The sequence below is a fragment of the Nonomuraea mangrovi genome (assembly GCF_042681425.1).
GTDB classification, from domain to species: Bacteria; Actinomycetota; Actinomycetes; order Streptosporangiales; family Streptosporangiaceae; genus Nonomuraea; species Nonomuraea mangrovi.
The window spans coordinates 1-16,829 of sequence record NZ_JBHUFV010000011.1 but is presented as its reverse complement, the minus strand read 5'-3'; the positions used below and the strand labels follow the sequence as shown (position 1 = coordinate 16,829).

The following is a 16,829-nucleotide window of genomic DNA, read 5'->3' as shown; positions in this document are numbered from 1 at the left end:
GGAGTTGCCATCCCAGCCACCCATCGCGAGGTGCACCTGGCCGCTCGCCCACAAGGGGCACTTCGCGTTAACCGCTTCCACGTGGTGGAGGCCCCGGTGCCCGAGCCCGCCTCCGGCCAAGTGCTCGTGCGCAACCGCTCATGAGCGTCGTCGCCGTGATGCGCACCCTGATGCGGGGCGACGCCGATCTGCCCATGCCGCCGTACAAGACGGGCCCACCCCTGTGGGGTCCGGCCATCGGCGAAGTGATCTCCGCGCCGGGCACCGGCCTGAGCCCGGGCGATCTCGTCACGCACAATCATGGCTGGCGCGAGTACGCAGCCGTCGACGCGGCCGAGGCGCAGCTATCGACCCTGAGGCGATGCCCGATGTGGCCGCCTACCTCTCACAAGGACTGACTGCCTGGTTGGGCATCGTGCGGGCTGCCGAGGTACGGAGGGGGATACCGTGTTCGTTACCGGCGCGGCGGGCGGCGTCGGCTCTCTGGCCGGGCAGTTGGCCCGCCTGCGTGGAGCGACACGGGTGATCGGCAGCACCGGCTCCCAGTGCAAGGGCCAGCATCTGATCAAGGAGTTGGGTTACGACGCCGTTGTCATCCGCGGGGCGGGCCCGATCGAGGACCAATTGCGCGCGGCAGCCCCGGACGGGATCGACGCCGTATTCGACCATGTTGGCGGCGAACAACTGTCGGCCGTGCTGGCGGTGGCCCGCCGCGGTGCCCGCGTCGCTCTTGTCGGCACTCTGTCCAGCCAGATCTCCGGGGACTTCACCGCCCCGATCGAGATCGACACCGGCTCCCTCATCCTACGAGGGATCACACTGCGCGGCATGTCGGGCAGCGATCATCTGGACGCGATCCCACAAGCGATGCAGGAGTTCGGCCGTGCACTGCGCGAGGGCACCCTCACCTTCCCGCACACCTGTCTGGCCTGTACTACGCGCCGTTCGCCGAGTACGTACGCGCCGAGCACGGCCTGCACGCCGACGTGCACCCGCACCTGGCCGCCGCCGACATCCTCGGCCGGCTCGCCGACGGGAACCCGGTCATGGCCTCGGTCCACAAAGAGATCCGCCGCCCGCCTACCCGCCCTCGGCCACGGCGGACACCTGGTCCTGCTCACCGGCCACGACCACGGCCTGATCCACTTCCACAACCCCTGCGGCCACACCCCCGACACACGCCAGGCCAGCCTGCCCCTCGACACCTTCGAGGCATTCTTCGGCGGCCGCGGCATCGCCCTGCGCATGCACCAGGCCCGGTGACGCCCATGGCTGCCATCAAGGTCCTGATCTCCGTCGACATGGAGGGCATCGCCGGAAGGCACATGAGCGCCTGCGCCAAGGCGCCAGTCAGGCGGTACGCCAGCACGACGACCAGCCACCCATATCGGTTCCGCGCTCGCTCGACATCGAGGTCGACCTGCATCAGCCGCGCTCGGCAGACATCGCCGCCTTCATACCGGGCCTCGCCCGAACCGGCCGCACCGTGGCGTTCCACGCCGAGAACATGGCCTTCGCCTACGGCGTGCTCCAGCTCCTGGCCCTGCTGACCTGCATCAGCCCCTGAGCGGTCACATCAGACTCGCGTCCGCCGCCGTCGGGCGCAGCGGCCGCCAGCCGCCGCCTCCACGTCCACGGTGATCACGCCGAAGAAGTTGATGTTCTCGCTGTGTGCCGGGGAGATGTGGGCCAGCAGCTCGTCGGGAATGTCCCGGCCGGCAGCGCGGTGGCCTGCCCGTATTTCAGCGACCCGACCATGCGCAGCAGGTCCGGCCAGCACTCGGCGATGAGGTCTTCGTTCCAGCGGGCGCTCAGCAGAGGGCCGGCGTGCGGGTAGCGCTTGACCGTGTCCGTGGACGTCTCGTTCCGGATCAGGGTGATCTTGCCGAGGTCGCGGATGCGCGGGGAGAGCAGCTTGCCCACCAGGTCGAACAGGGCAAAGTTGACTAAGGGTGACGCCGTGGTTATCTGTCGCGTGTTCGAACAGCGGTAGGTCGGTGGCATTGCCCAGGAAGTCAGCCAGCACGAAGTGCGCCTCGCGGGCGTTCGGCACGATGATTTTCGTGCCGAAGGTGGAGTGCTGGTCGGACACGTGCGTGTAGGAAGACAGCACCTGGCCGCCGTGGATGGTCATGTCCCGGGCGGTCGTGCTCTTGCCCCGCACCGGGAAACGCTGCCCGTCCGAGCTTGACATGGTGGCCGAACACCTTCGACAGATCCAGCCCGTGGTGGTTGACGATGCAGGTGTTGGCCTCGCGCAGCGTCTCCTCCCGCACGTACCACTCCTGCGTCCAGCGCAGCACGTCATACGGGATGCCGCAGGCCTCCACATCCTGGACAACCCCGAATTCGTGGCGTTGGCGATGAGCACGCTGAGGATGTTGCGCTTGAGATCAACCGACCGGGCCTGCTTACGGCCGCCGGTGCCCGCGCCTCCACCGTGCGCCAGTCACTCGACACCCAGACCGACGCGCTCAAGGCCGCAGGCATCACCCGCATTTTCGCCGAGAAGATCTCCACCCGCGCCCCACCGTCCGCCCCGAACTTGAGCGGGCCCTCACCCTCGCCCGGAACTGCGCTCCTCTGGCGTCGCCGTTACCCTCGTGGTGCACGAGCACAAGCGGCTCGGCCGCGGCATCGGCCTGGAGTTCCTCACCGGCGAGCTGCAGGGCAGCCACGACCCCTCCGGTGTGGTGTTCACCGTGCTGGCCGCGCTGTCGGGGATGGAACGCGAATGCGTACGCGACCGCACCCTGGAATGCCACGAGTCGCCTGCACCCGCGGCAAGCGCATCGGCGGCGCGGCCGTCACCGATGAGGCCATGCTCTCCATGGCCCTGCACCTGCGCGACCGTGGCGTCAGTCTGCGCGACATCGCCGCCCAGCTCGTCATCACCAAGGGCAAGAAGAACGGCCGGCACCACTCACCCGCCACCGTCCTGCACATGCTGCGTGACCACGACGAGGCCGCCGCGGCGCCGGCCCAGCCCGTGAGCTGATCGGATCGCTAGCCGTCCTGCGGCTTACACCGTCTCCGCTTGATTGCCTATCGGGACGTTCCTCAACCTGCTCGGCCCGGCGTCCGCGCCTGTGGACCGGCCACGCCGAGCTCAGCGAGCTCGGCGTGGCCCGGGTTCGCGCTCTACCGGGCGCACAACCGGAAGGAGTCCACCCTCAAGGCGTACGGTCCGGGGTGCCCGGCCCCGTCTACTGAGCTGGCTTGGCCTCGTCAGCCGAACCGGCCTACCCGTCGCAGAACACCTGCTTGACGAGCGTGTCCGTGAGCTTCTGGAAGTCCTTGGCCGGGCCTCTGGTCGCCTCGTCGACCCAGGTCACTGAGGCGGTCAGGGTCGTCTTGCCGTCGGGCGAGCTGTACATCAGCGTGCCGTAGCCGTGCGGGGGACTGCCGTTGTGCTGGTAGACGGTGCCGCAGTTCGGGCCCAGGTCCTGCACGAACAGCCCGAGGCCGTAGCCCATCTTCGAGTGCGGCTTGCGCATCTCGGTCAGCAGCGGGGCCGGCAGGAGCTTGCCGCTGTTCAGCGCGGAGATGAACGTGTGGAGATCCTGCGTGGTGGAGATCAGGTCCCCGGCGCCAGCCAGCAGGGACAGGTTCTGGCGGGAGATGTCGACCGTCTTCCACTTACCGGCGGCGTCCTTGATGCGGTAGTAGCCGTGGGCGTGCGGCCCGGGGAGCTGCGTCCGGTCGCCCGGCACCACGGTGGCCGTCATCCCGAGCGGCCTCAGGATCCGCCGCTTCATCTCCTCGGCGTAGGAGCGGCCGCTGACCTTCTCGATCAGCAGCAGGGCCAGTGTGTAGTTGGTGTTGGTGTACTTCTGGTCCGTGCCCGGCTCGAACCGCGGCGTCTTGGACAGCGCCAGCCGGATCAGTTCCTCGGGCTGGTAGCTGCGGAAGCGGTCGGCCAGCCAGGCGTCGCCGTTGGCGGTGATGCCCGGCACCCACTTTCCGTCAGGGTCGGAATCGCCGGTGTAGTTGAACAGCCCGCTGGTGTGCTGCAGCAGCATCCGCACCGTGATGCGCCGGTCCAGCCCGAACTCGGGCAGGTAGTCGGCCACTGGAACGTCCAGGCCGATCTTGCCCTCGGCCACCAGTTGCAGCACCAGGGTCGCGGTGAAGGGCTTGATGACGCTGCCCGTCCAGAACCGCCCGTTCGTCGGCGGCTTGGCGCTCTGGCCCAGCTTGCGCACCCCGGCGCTGCCGGCCCAGTCGCCCTGCTCATCGTGCACCCGCAGCTGCATCCCGGAGAAACCGGCATCGACGAACGCCTGCATGGCCTTCTGCAACTCCGGACGATCCGGCCCGGCAGCCGATGCCGCGGGGGCGACTGCTCCGGTCAGCAGCGCGGCTGCCAGCGTCGGCACAGCCACGCGCCGCAGGACCTTGATCGCGGATGGGGGTTGGGTTGTCACGCTTCCTCTTCTCTAGTGTCACGCTCAGGGGCAAAGGGGTTTGCGGTCAAGCGGCGTCCAGGGCCTCGGTGATCTTGCGGATCATCTCGGCCATGGTGGGGCTGGGCTGGCCCTGGTGGGTGCGGGCGGCGGCTTCGATGGCGACGGTGACGGTGCCGCGGAAGTTGTCGGCCTCGGCCGAGTCCTGCTGCTTGAGCAGGCTCACGCTCGCGGTCAGGGCGGGCAGCACCTGGTCGGCGAGTTCGGCGACGGTCTTGCCATACTTCACGCCCTTGGGCGCCTTGCTGAGCACGTGCCCGACCGGGCCGGTGGCGGAGGTCAGCGCGATGGAGCCGTGGGTGGCGACCTTGTGGGCCGACGTGGCGATGCCGGCGGCGGACATCAGCGAGACGGCGCCCCACGCGGCGAGGCGGAGGGTGAGCTTGTCCTGGTCGGCAAGGGTGATGGACATGATGGTGAGCTCCCATACATCTGTTACGAAATTCAAATTGAACGGACGGATGGTGGACTGCGGTCCTATTGGTGACCGAGGTATCTGGATTGCTTAGGTCGGGTCGCCCGAATGGATCTCACCCAGCCTTGAGGCCGCAATCGCTGAACCGTTCATGGCATCCACGATCGCCGACCGCTCTGACACGGGGCGGTTGCCGTCCTGACGCGGCCGCTGACAGGACACCGCATGGTCGACGGCGAGCGCGAGGGCCGGTCAGCTAGGTCGAGGACGTCCGTGAGGGTTCGGCGGGATGAGCGGCAGGATTGGATGCTGCGGCTGGAACATGAGCCAGCTCCTCAGCCACGTCTGTGGCGACCTGGTCTGCTCGGCCGAGCATCGGCACCAGGTCTACTCCGGCGATCTGCTCCAGTGAGGGCCTCAGTGAGCGGCTTCAGTGAGTGACACTGACCGGGGTCTGCTGCTGGATCAAGGAGGCGGCGTGGGCGCCGATCTTGCGGCCGCGCAACAGGAGCAGAGCCAGTACGGCGGCGCCGAGCACCCCGGCCGCAGCGCCGAGGAAGGCGGTGGACATGGCGGCGTCGTAGGCCTGGCGTGCGGCTGCGGCCAGGGACGGGTCGGCCACGGCGGCGGCTACGGAGCGGCGGGCCTGATCCGGTGCGGTGGCCGGCATGGCGGAGGTGTAGCTGCTGGTGGCCAGGCTGCCCAGGATGGCCACGCCGAGGGCGGCGCCGGCCTGCTGGATGGTGTCGTTCAACGCCGAACCGACACCGGCCTGCTCGGTCGGGACGGCGCTCATCAGCGCGGCGATCGCCGTGGGCCCAGCCAGGCCGCTGCCGGCGCCCAGCACGACCTGCGCGAAAGCCAGCATCGTGAAGCTGTCGGAGGAGGAGAAGCCGAGCACGGCGAAGCCGGCGGCCATCACGATCATGCCGAGGACCGCGGTGGCGCGGTTGCCGAGCTTGCTGCCCAGGCCGGCGCCGATGCCGTTGAAGACGATCGAGGCGATGAACATGGGGATGAAGGCGAGCCCGGCCTGGGTGGGGGTGTAGCCGAGGACGAACTGCATGTACTGGGTCAGCACCAGCAGCATGCCGCCGCTGCCGATCTGGACGAGGGTGAGCGACAGGCTGCCGCCGGCGAAGTCGCGGTCGCGGAAGAGCTGGAGCGGCACCATCGGGTGCTCGGTGCGCAGCTCCCAGCCGATGAAGGCGGCCAGGGCGACGACGGCGACGATCAGCGGGGTCCAGGCGATGCCGTGCGCGAGTTCGTTGATCGTCCACACGAGGGCGGACATGCCGATCATGGACAGGACGGCGCCGATGGGGTCGGGCTTGGTCGCCGAGCCCTTGGATTCGGGCATGAGGGTCAGGGCGGCCAGGATGGCCAGGAGCGCGATCGGGACGTTGATCCAGAAGACCGATTCCCAGCCGAGGGAGGCGACCAGGGCGCCGCCGGCGACGGGGCCGCCGATCAGGCCGAGCACGGCGAAGGCGGCCCCTGCGGCCATGGCCTTGCGCCGTTCGGCCTCGTCGGGGAAGACGACCATCAGGATCGACAGGGTGTTGGGCATGATCATCGCGCCGCCGACGCCCATCGCGACGCGGGCGGCGATCAGCTGGCCGGGGTCAGTGGCGAGGGTGGCGGCCGCGGAGGCGGCGCCGAACAGCGTCAGGCCGATGACCATGAGCTTGCGCCGGCCGTACCGGTCGGACAGCGATCCGGCGGTGAGCAGCAGGCCGGCGAAGACCAGCATGTAGGACTCCAGGATCCACTGGATGTCCTGCGAGGTGGCGCCCAGATCGGCGGCCAGGGCGGGCACGGCGACGGTGAGTGCCATGTTGTCGATGACCAGCACCAGGGTGCTCAGACAGAGCACGATCAGGATCAGCCATCGACGAGGATGCGATTGCATACGTTTAGCTTCCATTCACATACAGAAAGTGATCGACTGAGGGATGGCGCGCTCCACGCGCCTTCCGTTGGGGGTGGATCAGGCGCCGCCGGGCGCGATCCATTCGGTCAGCTCGACGACGATGCCGTTGGGGTCGGTCAGGCGCATCAGCCGCTCACCCCACGGGTTGCGCCACAACCGCGTGGTGATGGGTGCGCCCTCGGCGTGCAGGCGCGTGGATTCCTTGGCCAGATCGGTGACCGCGAACGTCACCACCGGCTGGGCGATCCGCTCTCGCGGCCGTTCGAGGTCGCGCTGGTGCAGCAGGATGTCGGCGGCCGCATCGTCGCGGCTCAGCCAGGTGAAATCCGGGGTGTCCAGCACCTCGCGGAAGCCCAGATAGGTGGTGAAGAAGTGGCGGGAGCCTGCCAGATCGTCGACGGCGAAGACGACGGTTGAGGAGACTATGTTCATGTTTCTGCCCGTATGCGGTTGTTTGCCATGATTTCCCTTCTATGTGGCGTTTCGTCCTGGATCAAGGTTGCCGGTACGGCCTAGCCGGGGCAATGCTGGATCGTGCAACGCTGCGTTAACCGCAGACTTCACGCCGGGCAGGACACGCTAGAGATTCGCGACATCGGGATCTTCCTGACGCCGGCCGAGGATCTGCATGTCGGCCGTACGGCGGAGCGGCTGCACGTGTCGGCCGCGCGCGCCAGCCAGGCGATCAAGAAGAGGGTACGCAACGTCGGCGCCCCTCTTCGAGTGCACCAGCCGCGCCGTACGGCTCACACCGGTCGGCGAACACCTTCGCCGCGACCTCCGGCCGGTCTACGAAGGGCTTCCCATCAGCATGAGTCGGGCCCGATCAGCCGCTCAGGGGAAGACCGACGTGCTGCGCATCGGCATGGTCGACAACAACACGACAGTTGACGAGGGCTGTGGACGGTTGCTTCTGGATCGCCTGGGTGACACGGGCGGCGATACGGCCGGACTGCAGCTCTTCGGCCAGGGTCAGGAAGATCTCGATGTCACGGATTCCACAGAGGTCTCCCAAGGTGGAGCGGGCCGAGGGCGCGCACGGCGTCGGTCTCGGCTTCGGTACACCACACCAGCGCGTAGGTGAGGGCTTCGAAGTCGTGGAAGGGCAGCCAGGCGATGTCGGGCCGGTTCCAGTAGCGGGCGGAGTGAGCGGGCAGAGAGTTGACGACCTCTCCGACGCTGACCAGCGCGAGCAGCTCCTCCATGTGGGTGACCCGCGGGCCGCGCACGATCCGGTGCCCGCGCGGCGTGTGCGGGGGGATGAAACCGTCGGCCCAGTAGCCGGGGGCCAGCGGCGCGTCGGTGTGGAGGAAGTCTGCGAGCATCTCGATCGAGGCGATGGGCCGGGTGGCCAGCTCGTGGTCAGTGGCGACGGCCAGGACTCGCGGGTCGGTGAACAGGACAGGTCCCACGGTGAGGTCGGGCTCCTCGACGGGTAGCCAGGTGACCAGGACGTCGACCGTTCCCTCTCGCGCGTGCACATTGCCGGGGATCATGCCGAGGCACAAGGTGCCGGTAACGCCGCGTGCGGCCTGCCGTGCCCGCTCCAGGCTCTGCGTCAGGCCCTGGTGCAGATGGCGCAGGTCATCGCGGAGCTGCTCACCCAGCCGCGTGAGCCGGACGCTGTGGCTGTTCCTCGCGAAAAGCTCGGCACCGATGGCGCGTTCCTGCTTCTTGATCGCCTGGCTGACCCGGGCCACAGAGACGTGCAGCCGCTCGGCGGCACGGCCGAAGTGTGGGCTTCCCATCAGCATGGATCGGGCCCGATCAGCCGCTCAGGGGAAGACCGACGTGCTGCGCATCGGCATGGTCGGCAACAACACGACAGTTGACGAGGGCTGTGGACGGTCTCAGCCGGGCAGCGGTCCCAGGTCGCGGACGACGCGGGCGAAGGCGCGGATCATGTCGTTCTCCGCGGCGCTGAGCCACACCGGCCCGTACGGCAGCGCATCCATGTCCTTGACGGGCAGGTAGGCGATGTCGGGGCGGGGGAAGTACCGGGTCACGTGGACCGGGAAGAGGGTGACGGTCTCTCCCAGGACCGTTTGCATGAAGATGTCCTCGAGGTTGCAAAAGGTGGCGGTGCGGTCGATCGACCGGCCCTTGGGGGTGAGCTCCGGGACGTAGTGGTCTGTCCAGTAGCCGGGCGCAGGATCGATGGCCACGTGCTGGAAGTCGCTGACCGCCTCCAGGGAGACCGACGACCATCGGGCGAGCGCATGGTCACCGGCCACGGCCAGCACCCTCGGTTCGGCGAACAGCAGCGGACCCACAGTGAGGTCGGGCTCCTCGATGGGCAGCCAGGTGACCAGGATGTCGGCCTCTCCGTTTCGGAGCTGGGCGAACGGGTCCTGGAGGACCGACATCCGCAGGCGCAGCTCCCACTGCGGGTGCCGGGCGCGGAAGGTCTCCCAGTAGCGGCGCAGCTCCTGGACGTTGAGGGGGAACAGGCTCACCCGGAGCGTGCCGGTCTTGCCGCGTGCGGCCAGCCGTGCCCGCTCCAAGGTCTGCGTCAGGCCCTGGTGCAGCTGGCGCAGGTCATCGCGGAGCTGCTCACCCAGCCGCGTGAGCCGGACGCTGTGGCTGTTCCTCGCGAAAAGCTCGGCACCGATGGCGCGTTCCTGCTTCTTGATCGCCTGGCTGACCCGGGCCACAGAGACGTGCAGCCGCTCGGCGGCACGGCCGAAGTGCAGCTCCTCAGCCAAGGTCAGGAAGATCTCGATGTCCCGTAGCTCCACAATTCCCATTTCGCCTATCTGTGCCATATATGGGTGGAAGTCTGGCATATCGGGCCAAGAGGGACGCAGGCGAGTAACTGGACCTCTCTTGCGGTCGCCCCTCATCTGCGTGGAGTCCTCATCGTCCGTTGAAGGAATACCGAAACGCGGCTTGACCTGGCCGGACGATTAATCGGCACCCGCACGGTCGGCGGCTCATCGGTGGGCGCTCGAAGATCTCTGACCGGCGTGCGGCACGTGCGCTGCGGCGGTCTCTTTCGGTGCCGTCGGCAGGGCGTGCAGCCTGCTGACCGGGGAGACGATGAGTCCGATCACGACGCTGGCGGAGCCGATCGCGGCCGCGGTCAGTGCGCCCTTGGCTCCGAGTTGGCCGGCGAGGAGGCCTGTGGACAGGCCGCCGAGGGCGCCGCCGCCGAACAGCAGCGTGCGGAACACCGCGGTCATCCGCCCCATCATCGACTGCGGAGTGCTGGTCTGGCGCAGGCTGACGATGATGACCCCGGCGACGCCCAGGCCCAGGGAGGTCGTGAAGAAGGACAGGACGAACATGCCGATCATCACCGGCTGGGGTCCGGCGGCCGTGACGATCAGTGTCGGGCCCAGGAGCAGCGCCGACTGGGCCACCAGGTAGACGCGTCCGAGCGGGAACCGTTTGATGACCCGTCTGGAGATCACCGCGCCGATCAGGCCGCCCACGGAGGCCGTCGCGAAAATGCCGCCGAGGGTTGCCGAGGGGAGGTGGAGATCTTGCGTGCCGTACAGCAGGAACATGGTCCATACGGTGACCATGGAGAAGTTGCAGCAGAACCCGATCAGTGCCAGTGCCCGGAGAATTCTGTCCCGCAGCACCCAGCGAAGCCCGTCGCGCAGCTCCGTCAGGGCATGCCGCTTCGCGGCGGGTTGAGGGCGTGGCTCGGGCGTGCGGATTAGCAGCAACGAGGTCACGGACACCGCATAGGAGACGGCGTCTACGATCAACGCCACCGGCGCGGTCAACGCCGCCACCAGCACACCCGCGGCCCCCGGGCCGGGCCACCTCCGCGGCGGAGGTGCTGATGCCCATCTTGGCGCTGGCTTCGACGTAGTGAGCTGGGCTCTTCACCACGGTGGGCACGTAGGACATCCAGCTCAGGTCGAACAGGACCGACGCAACGCCGACGACGCACGCGATGATCAGCAGCATGACCAGATTCAGCGCGTCCCACCAGTACAGGGCCGGAATGAGAGCGAGCAGAGACATCCTGATGAGGTTGGCGGTGAGCATGACAGGTTTGCGCCGGGCCCGGTCGGTCCATACTCCGATCAGCAGTGCGAGCCCGAGATAGGGAGCGAGCTGCAGGAACCGCAGCACCCCGACCTGCTCGTCGGTGGCGTTGAAGGCGTGGATGGCGGTCAGGGGCAGCGCCAGGTGGGTCACCTGGGCTCCGAGCAGTGACATGCTCTCGCCGAACCAGAACTTGAGGAAGTCGCCGTTACGCCACAGGCTTTTCTCCGGCAGTACGGCCGGCGTGTCCGATAGGGGTGTGCGGCCGGCCGCGACCTCGAGAAGCGGTTCTGGGCTGCTCTCAGAAGCGCTATTCTCATCTCTCACAAATGAGAGTAGCAGTGCTGAACTGCTTCTCGCCTTCCGTCGACTTTCCGATAGCCCTCAGGGGCGACCGAAGAGAGGTCCGGTTACTCGCCTGCGTCCCTCTTGGCCCGATATGCCAGACTTCCACCCATATGTGGCACAGACCGGCCGGAGGTCCTGGCGAAGGTGTTCGCCGACCGGTGTGAGCCGTACGGCGCGGCTGGTGCACTCGAAGAGGGGCGCCGACGTTACGTACCCTCTTCTTGATCGCCTGGCTGGCGCTGCGGGTGCCGATTAATCATCCGTCCAGGTCAGGCCGTATGTCGGTATTCCTTCAGGACACCTCCGAGCCGATCACGTCGGCGGATATCCAACGAGGCGATCGAGGCCGAGTCGATGCCGGGATCAACGAGTGGTCGAAGCGGAGCAGCCTGCCGGAGAGCCCGATGAGGCCGGTGTTCGTTATAGAAGGTCTCGAACTCGCGCAGCGCATACAGAAGGTGGCGCTGGTTCCAGATCAAGGTCCGGTTCAGCAGCTCGCGCCGGCAGGTCTGGATCCAGCGCTCCATGAAGGAGTTCATTTGCGGCATACGTACGCCGCTTTTGATGATGCGTACTCCCGCGTCGGCCAGCACAGTGTCGAAAGCCGCGGTGAACTTGGCGTCTCGGTCACGGATGAGGAATCTCGCTGCGGTGCCCGCGCCCTGCAGGTCCATGACGAGGTTGCGGCCGAGCTGAGTGACCCACTCCCCCGTCGGGTGCGCAGTGACACCGAGGATCCGCACCCGGCGGGCGGCGTGCTCGATGACCGCCAAGACGTACAGTCGCACCCCAGTCAGCGTGCGGACCTCGAAGAAGTCACAGGCCAGCAGCACATCGGCCTGACTGCGTAAGAAATCGGACCAGGCGGTGTGCTCCCGTTCCGGAGACGGATCGATGCCGTGGTCTTTGAGGATCTCCCAGACCGTGGAAGCCGCGACCTTGATACCGAGCCGCAGCCAGCTCGCCGTGGATACGCCGGTAGCCCCACGAGGAGTTCTCCCGGGCCAGCCGCAGCACCAGGACGCGGACGGATCGGACAGTGCGCGGGCGTCCCCGCCGCCGATAGGCACTGGCTGCGGCGTGCCGATGCCGCAGCAGATCACGATGCCAGCGCAGGATCGTGTCAGGTCGGATCAACAACGTCAGGCGCCGCAGCGTGTCCAGCGGCAGACGATGCAGCAGCCCTGCGAGAAGGAACCGATCTTCCCGAGTGAACGCGGGCTTGTTCACCTGCCGTTGCAGCACGGTCAGCTGATGCCGGAGCACCAAGATCTCGATGTCCTTGGCGCGATCGCTGGTCGACAGCAATCGCAGGAGCGAGAAGGTGGTCGTCACCATGAGATAGGCCAAGCGCAGCACGACCGATCATCCTGCCGATATCTGGCGCAGCGCTCGGGGGGCTCGCCCGAAAGGATGGATCGTCCACCACGTCTCTAGCCTGCACGGATGAATATTCGGCACCCGCACCCCTGACCGTGTCCGTGGTCAGCTCGGGTTGGCCAGCGCGTGCTTCCTGGCCGTTTCCGCAATGCGGATCAGGTCGGCCTCCGGCGCCGTCCCGCCGATCACCACGAAGCTGTCCCCGGCCGTCGCCGCGATCGCGACTCTGCCGTTTGCGCGCGCTATGTGCGCGGGCCCGGCGGCGCTCTCGACCGTGCCGACGGCGCCGCATTCGGCGTGGAAGCGCTTGAACGCGTCCATCGCCTCGATCCCGGTGGCCACCAGTTGTGACACGGACGAGCCGTCGTCCGCCCCGAACGAGCGCACCAGCGTGTGCGCCCCCTCCGGCGCGATGACGCGCCGCCCGCAGGGGACGAGCTCGGGGGCGAGCTCCACCCACCTCATCTCCTTGGTCTCGGTCGCGGTCCACGTCCGCCCGCCGCCGAGCTGCTCCGGACTCAGCAGCGGCGAGGCCGCCTCCCGGGACTGGGCGGACGTCGCGGACTGGGCGGACGAGGCGCCGCACCCCCCTGTCAGCAGGGCGGCCACCGCCACGCACACCAAGGTCGAAAGCTTCATGAAATCCTCCTCCCTACTCATACCGAGCCTCGCCCCCAGAGGTTCCGGACACGTCGAAGACCCGATCGGTCACCACCATGGCCACCGCGACGAACGCGCCGAGCGCCAGGTCGACGGCTCGGAGCAGCGGTTCTGCCGCGGGCACCGCCAGCCCGGACGCCACGACGGTGCCCGCCGCAGCGATCATGGCCGCGCGGCCGATCTTCACCGCCGACACGGGGCTGGTGTCGTCCAGGCATCCGCAGGGCACCGGCCCGCGCTTGCGCATGAGCACCCACAGGTAGCCGGCCAGCCCCGCGAACCACGCGGCCACGATGCCGGAGGCGACGCTGAGGAGCACGCCGCGCCCGGCCAGCCAGCCGGCGACCAGGGCGAGGCCTGCGATCGGCTCGACCGCCTCGGCCACCACGACGAGCCCGGCCACGCGGCGCGGGAGCAGCCCGTGCCCGGTGACGACCCGCCTCAGGCTGCTGCCCGTGGCGACGCGCTGCCACGTCGCCACGAGCAGCAGCAGCGCTCCCGCCAGGACGAAACTGCCCACGACCGAACTCAGTCCCGGCACGCGGATCCCTTCCTCATGGCAGGAGCATCCCTCGAGGCAGGAGCATCACGATGGCCGCGACGAACGCCACGGCGCAGGCCCGCCCGACCCAGGGCATCGAGGCCAGCATCCTGGTGTCCCAGGCTGCGGGATCCCCGCTCAGCGTCCTGGTCAGCGGCATGAGCGCCCTGCCCAGGCCGAATCCCAGCCCCGCCAGCAGGCCGGGCCCGAGACCTCCGACGAGGACGACGCTGAGCACCAGCGCATGCGGGAGCGCCGTCGGTGTGAACGTGCGCACCCCGGTGCCCATCTCGAAGCCGAACTGCAGCGGCCCGCCGAACTCGCTGCGCGGGATGACGTCCTGCGGCACGAGCCTGCGGTTTTGCGGCAGCGACAGCGGCCGCCCGGCCAGCTCGAAAGCCAGGACCACCACCAGGGGCGGGATCAGCACCCACCACCTGACGACCGGATCCACGATCGAGACCAGCCCGCCGACCGCGCCCACGACGACGCCGGAGAACAGCGCGCCGAGGATCAGCCCGGTGCTGAACACCCACAACTTGCCCCGCCAGACCGACGAGGTCAGCAGATCCGCTGAGTTGAGGCTTCAAACCGAGCCGGACAGCGAGTATCCCGCGGTCACGCCGAGCAGCGTCCAGGCCAGCGGCTCCAGCGAGACGCTCCACGCTCGCTGCGTGCCGAACACCGCGACCGTGAGCGCCGCCAGCCCGAACGCGACGTGCCTGGCGTCGAAGGCCCGCGTCATCAGGGGTTCGACCAGGAGCAGATGTAGAAGTACGTGCCGCCGCAGGTGGCGACGTTCCCGTCGGCGCACCGGTACGGCGTGCCGCTGTGCGTCCAGCGCCAGGCGTTCTTCTTGCCGTAGCTGCCCGTTCCGCAGGCCACGACCGCGTAGCTGTTGTAACAAGTGCCGGAGCTCCGCTTGAACCAGCCGTCAGCGCCGCAGTAGCTCCTGGAGTAGGTACCGCCCACGCAGAGCTTGGAGTTGTTGTCGTATCCGGACCAGTTGTTGTATCCGGCACAGTGCAGCCACTCCGAGCCCACGGCCGCGTTCGCTTCCCGCGTCTTGAACGGCGGGAGGACCGACAGCACGTTGAGCGCGAGCGCGCCACCGAGCACGCCCACCCCCTTGAGCACCGTCCTGCGCGAGGGGGCGGTGCTGGTGAGCATGCCCCGCCTGGTCTTCGTGTCGCCGGGCTCGTCGTCGACCGAGGGCACGTCGGCCCAGTAGCGGTCGGTGTCGATGTTCGTCTCGTGGCTCATCGGATGGTCACCCTCTCATCAGCGGTCACGGGCGCGGCCTCGAGGAAGGCGTCGAGATCGGCATTGGAGCCGACCACGCGCCGCCACTGCTCCTCGCCCGAAGGGGAGTATTTGATCAGCGTCGGGGTGGCCCCGACCGCGATGGTGCCCAGAAGTGTGGCGTCCACGATCGCTGTCACCGCCTCGCCTTCCACCCACTCGGCGCACCGCTCGGCGGCCGACAGCAGGACCAGGTTCCCGGCGGCGGCGCCCGACACCTCCATCAGCCTGCTCGCGCGTTCCCGGCACATGGGACAGGTCTCGGTCACGACCAGCACGAAGGTCGGGCGCTCGTCGCCGGAGGCGAAGCGCGGGACGCTCCTCGTCGCGGGGGTCGTGCCCGCGGGCGCCGGTCCCTTCGCCGCCGCCTGTTGCAGGTCCCTGACCATGCGCAGCAGCGCGGCGAAGGCGAACAGCAGCAGGACGGTCCCCAAGAACGACAGGACCGCCAGGGAGTTGACGACGTTCTGCATAGCGGCTAGTTCAGCTCGCAGGTGATGGACTCGACCACGGAGACGAACTGCGGGTCGTCGCTGCGCGCCGCCATCACCGTGGTCGCCGTGCTCCGGTTGACCAGGAGCGCCGACCGGGACCGCAGCTGGCCCGACTCGTCGTGGTCGTCCACGCGCCACATGGAGCCGCCGCGCACCTGCTTGCCCCTGGTGCGCGGCACATCGGAAGCAACGTCGGCCAGCGGCTTGACCTGAACCGAGCAGACCTGGTCGATGGTGTTGACCGCCAGCAGGTTGGCCAGGCTCATCCCGGAGCCCGCCCGCGGGAGCATGGTGAGTCCCTCCGGCGCGTCCTGCACATCGAACGCGGCGAGCTTGTCCATGAACACCTCGAACGGCACGCCGACGCCGTTGACGTAGGTGGAGATCTCGTGATGCGGGCCGATCCACATCATCGTGGTCCCACCCGCCTCGGGATCCTCAAGGGAGCGCAGCGTGCCGCCGTTCCACCCGGCCTCGCGCACGGTGTACTTGCCCCACTCGCCGAGCTGCTTGCCGATCACCTCGGCCGATCCCGCAGGAGTGACGTAGAAGCGCAGGCCGCCTTCCGGGCCGAACGCCCACACGATGTAGGCCCATCCACCGATGAACGGCTTGGCATTGCCGCTGACGGATAACGAACGTCCGTCGGGCGTACGTACTTTCACCTCGTACACCTTCCCTTTCGAGCGATCTTGGAATGAGTGCAGCACGAAGCAGGCAGGAAACGTTTTCCCTACCGCTGGACTGCACGAATTGCTCGGGAGACGCAAGGCTTGGCACAGGCGTCTCAGCCGTTACGACCGGGCTCTGCGAACGTGATCTTCATATCAGCTCACATATAGGAGGCGTAAGCCCCTTTCGATCACGACTTTTCCGCCGAGACCGCAGGTCGTCGTAGGGAACGGTCCAAGATCCATCTCGGGCCAAGTTGTGTCGTCGCGGCGGGAAACGCGCGCGGCCGGGGACCGTCCCCCTGGACGACTTTGTTGGTTGATTCATTGGGTGATCTTTTGGGGTGGGGTGGGTGGAGGATGGGGTCATGCCTCTTCGTCCTCGGCCCACTCGTGAGGTTCCGGATGCCACGGTGATGGTGGCGCGGGCGGCTTTTCCCAAGGGTTCGCTGGCCATCCGGTTACGGGATGAGCTGGGTGAGGTGTTCTGCGATGAGCAGTTCGCGTCGGCGTTTGCGGTGCGGGGTGGTCCGGGCATCTCTGCGCCTGCCGAAATGAGGTGCCAAACAGATTCCGGACAGTCGGCTACATAAGCTGACAGAAGTCTGGAAGAGGTA

Annotated in this window: 22 protein-coding genes and 3 pseudogenes; 7 read left to right on the top strand and 18 right to left on the bottom strand. The window is 67.9% G+C overall.

All coding sequences use genetic code 11. The annotated features are described in order from the left end of the window. The first annotated feature begins 140 nt into the window (after positions 1-140). The 3 genes and pseudogenes from ACFSKW_RS06775 to ACFSKW_RS06765 all read left to right on the top strand — a co-directional run. The gene (locus tag ACFSKW_RS06775; protein ID WP_379570291.1) at positions 141-398 is read left to right on the top strand and encodes an MDR/zinc-dependent alcohol dehydrogenase-like family protein; all 258 of its coding nucleotides are present in this window, start codon (positions 141-143) and stop codon (positions 396-398) included. A gap of 49 nt (positions 399-447) precedes the next feature. Continuing rightward, positions 448-1,263: a zinc-binding dehydrogenase gene (locus ACFSKW_RS06770; protein ID WP_379570289.1), complete on the top strand. Its 816-nt coding sequence runs from the start codon at positions 448-450 to the stop codon at positions 1,261-1,263. 61 nt (positions 1,264-1,324) lie between these two features. Further along, a pseudogene (locus tag ACFSKW_RS06765) lies at positions 1,325-1,567 on the top strand (M55 family metallopeptidase); the annotation flags it as partial. A 74-nt stretch (positions 1,568-1,641) separates the two neighbouring features. Here the strand turns inward: ACFSKW_RS06765 and ACFSKW_RS06760 are convergent. Together ACFSKW_RS06760 and ACFSKW_RS06755 are read right to left on the bottom strand one after the other, a co-directional pair. Next, positions 1,642-2,004: a Tn3 family transposase gene (locus tag ACFSKW_RS06760; RefSeq protein WP_379570349.1), complete on the bottom strand. Its 363-nt coding sequence runs from the start codon at positions 2,002-2,004 to the stop codon at positions 1,642-1,644. Positions 2,005-2,011: 7 nt separating this feature from the next. Then, a pseudogene (locus ACFSKW_RS06755) lies at positions 2,012-2,276 on the bottom strand (Tn3 family transposase); the annotation flags it as partial. A gap of 458 nt (positions 2,277-2,734) precedes the next feature. On the opposite strand from ACFSKW_RS06755, the gene ACFSKW_RS06750 reads away from it, so the two are divergent. Beyond that, a complete protein-coding gene (locus tag ACFSKW_RS06750) occupies positions 2,735-2,998 on the top strand; it encodes a hypothetical protein (RefSeq protein ID WP_379570287.1) in 264 nt (87 codons plus the stop codon). A gap of 244 nt (positions 2,999-3,242) precedes the next feature. On the opposite strand, the gene ACFSKW_RS06745 is transcribed toward ACFSKW_RS06750, so the two are convergent. Beyond that, the gene (locus ACFSKW_RS06745; protein ID WP_379570285.1) at positions 3,243-4,427 is read right to left on the bottom strand and encodes a serine hydrolase domain-containing protein; all 1,185 of its coding nucleotides are present in this window, start codon (positions 4,425-4,427) and stop codon (positions 3,243-3,245) included. Between the two features lie 46 nt (positions 4,428-4,473). Further along, positions 4,474-4,878, bottom strand: coding sequence for a hypothetical protein (locus ACFSKW_RS06740; RefSeq protein ID WP_379570283.1), 405 nt, complete (start codon positions 4,876-4,878; stop codon positions 4,474-4,476). 292 nt (positions 4,879-5,170) lie between these two features. Here ACFSKW_RS06740 and ACFSKW_RS06735 point away from each other — a divergent pair, with 292 nt between their 5' ends. Continuing rightward, positions 5,171-5,293 carry a hypothetical protein gene (locus ACFSKW_RS06735; RefSeq protein ID WP_379570281.1) on the top strand — a complete coding sequence of 41 codons (123 nt, stop codon included), beginning with the start codon at positions 5,171-5,173 and terminating at the stop codon, positions 5,291-5,293. An 18-nt stretch (positions 5,294-5,311) separates the two neighbouring features. On the opposite strand, the gene ACFSKW_RS06730 is transcribed toward ACFSKW_RS06735, so the two are convergent. Further along, on the bottom strand, positions 5,312-6,757 hold the full coding sequence (locus ACFSKW_RS06730; protein WP_379570279.1) for an MFS transporter: 1,446 nt from the start codon (positions 6,755-6,757) through the stop codon (positions 5,312-5,314). Positions 6,758-6,871: 114 nt separating this feature from the next. Beyond that, a complete protein-coding gene (locus ACFSKW_RS06725) occupies positions 6,872-7,246 on the bottom strand; it encodes a VOC family protein (protein ID WP_379570277.1) in 375 nt (124 codons plus the stop codon). 102 nt (positions 7,247-7,348) lie between these two features. Here ACFSKW_RS06725 and ACFSKW_RS06720 point away from each other — a divergent pair, with 102 nt between their 5' ends. After that, a complete protein-coding gene (locus ACFSKW_RS06720) occupies positions 7,349-7,705 on the top strand; it encodes a LysR family transcriptional regulator (protein WP_379570275.1) in 357 nt (118 codons plus the stop codon). A gap of 98 nt (positions 7,706-7,803) precedes the next feature. Here the strand turns inward: ACFSKW_RS06720 and ACFSKW_RS06715 are convergent, their stop codons facing one another. The 12 genes from ACFSKW_RS06715 to ACFSKW_RS06660 form a co-directional block, all read right to left on the bottom strand. Then, complete coding sequence (locus ACFSKW_RS06715; RefSeq protein WP_379570273.1) at positions 7,804-8,562, bottom strand: LysR family transcriptional regulator; 759 nt, start codon at positions 8,560-8,562, stop codon at positions 7,804-7,806. Positions 8,563-8,664: 102 nt separating this feature from the next. Further along, entirely contained in the window at positions 8,665-9,552 is an 888-nt protein-coding gene (locus ACFSKW_RS06710) for a LysR family transcriptional regulator (RefSeq protein WP_379570271.1), read from the bottom strand. A gap of 195 nt (positions 9,553-9,747) precedes the next feature. Next, positions 9,748-10,557: an MFS transporter gene (locus ACFSKW_RS06705; RefSeq protein WP_379570269.1), complete on the bottom strand. Its 810-nt coding sequence runs from the start codon at positions 10,555-10,557 to the stop codon at positions 9,748-9,750. Positions 10,558-11,433: 876 nt separating this feature from the next. After that, on the bottom strand, positions 11,434-11,997 hold the full coding sequence (locus tag ACFSKW_RS06700) for an integrase core domain-containing protein (protein ID WP_379570267.1): 564 nt from the start codon (positions 11,995-11,997) through the stop codon (positions 11,434-11,436). Beyond that, positions 11,981-12,523, bottom strand: coding sequence for a hypothetical protein (locus ACFSKW_RS06695; RefSeq protein ID WP_379570265.1), 543 nt, complete (start codon positions 12,521-12,523; stop codon positions 11,981-11,983). The genes ACFSKW_RS06700 and ACFSKW_RS06695 overlap by 17 nt, the downstream gene beginning before the upstream one ends. 126 nt (positions 12,524-12,649) lie before the next feature. Continuing rightward, complete coding sequence (locus tag ACFSKW_RS06690) at positions 12,650-13,183, bottom strand: hypothetical protein (RefSeq protein WP_379570263.1); 534 nt, start codon at positions 13,181-13,183, stop codon at positions 12,650-12,652. Positions 13,184-13,196: 13 nt separating this feature from the next. After that, a complete protein-coding gene (locus ACFSKW_RS06685) occupies positions 13,197-13,745 on the bottom strand; it encodes a MauE/DoxX family redox-associated membrane protein (protein ID WP_379570261.1) in 549 nt (182 codons plus the stop codon). Between the two features lie 13 nt (positions 13,746-13,758). Further along, complete coding sequence (locus ACFSKW_RS06680) at positions 13,759-14,277, bottom strand: hypothetical protein (RefSeq protein WP_379570259.1); 519 nt, start codon at positions 14,275-14,277, stop codon at positions 13,759-13,761. A gap of 54 nt (positions 14,278-14,331) precedes the next feature. After that, positions 14,332-14,490: a hypothetical protein gene (locus ACFSKW_RS06675; protein WP_358130098.1), complete on the bottom strand. Its 159-nt coding sequence runs from the start codon at positions 14,488-14,490 to the stop codon at positions 14,332-14,334. After that, a complete protein-coding gene (locus tag ACFSKW_RS06670; protein WP_379570257.1) occupies positions 14,490-15,008 on the bottom strand; it encodes a twin-arginine translocation signal domain-containing protein in 519 nt (172 codons plus the stop codon). The genes ACFSKW_RS06675 and ACFSKW_RS06670 overlap by 1 nt, the downstream gene beginning before the upstream one ends. Next, on the bottom strand, positions 15,005-15,520 hold the full coding sequence (locus ACFSKW_RS06665; protein ID WP_379570255.1) for a hypothetical protein: 516 nt from the start codon (positions 15,518-15,520) through the stop codon (positions 15,005-15,007). The genes ACFSKW_RS06670 and ACFSKW_RS06665 overlap by 4 nt, the downstream gene beginning before the upstream one ends. Before the next feature lie 5 nt (positions 15,521-15,525). Beyond that, the gene (locus tag ACFSKW_RS06660) at positions 15,526-16,206 is read right to left on the bottom strand and encodes a hypothetical protein (RefSeq protein WP_358130090.1); all 681 of its coding nucleotides are present in this window, start codon (positions 16,204-16,206) and stop codon (positions 15,526-15,528) included. 374 nt (positions 16,207-16,580) lie between these two features. Here ACFSKW_RS06660 and ACFSKW_RS06655 point away from each other — a divergent pair. Next, positions 16,581-16,754: pseudogene (locus tag ACFSKW_RS06655) on the top strand (IS5/IS1182 family transposase); the annotation flags it as partial. Positions 16,755-16,829: the final 75 nt, after the last annotated feature.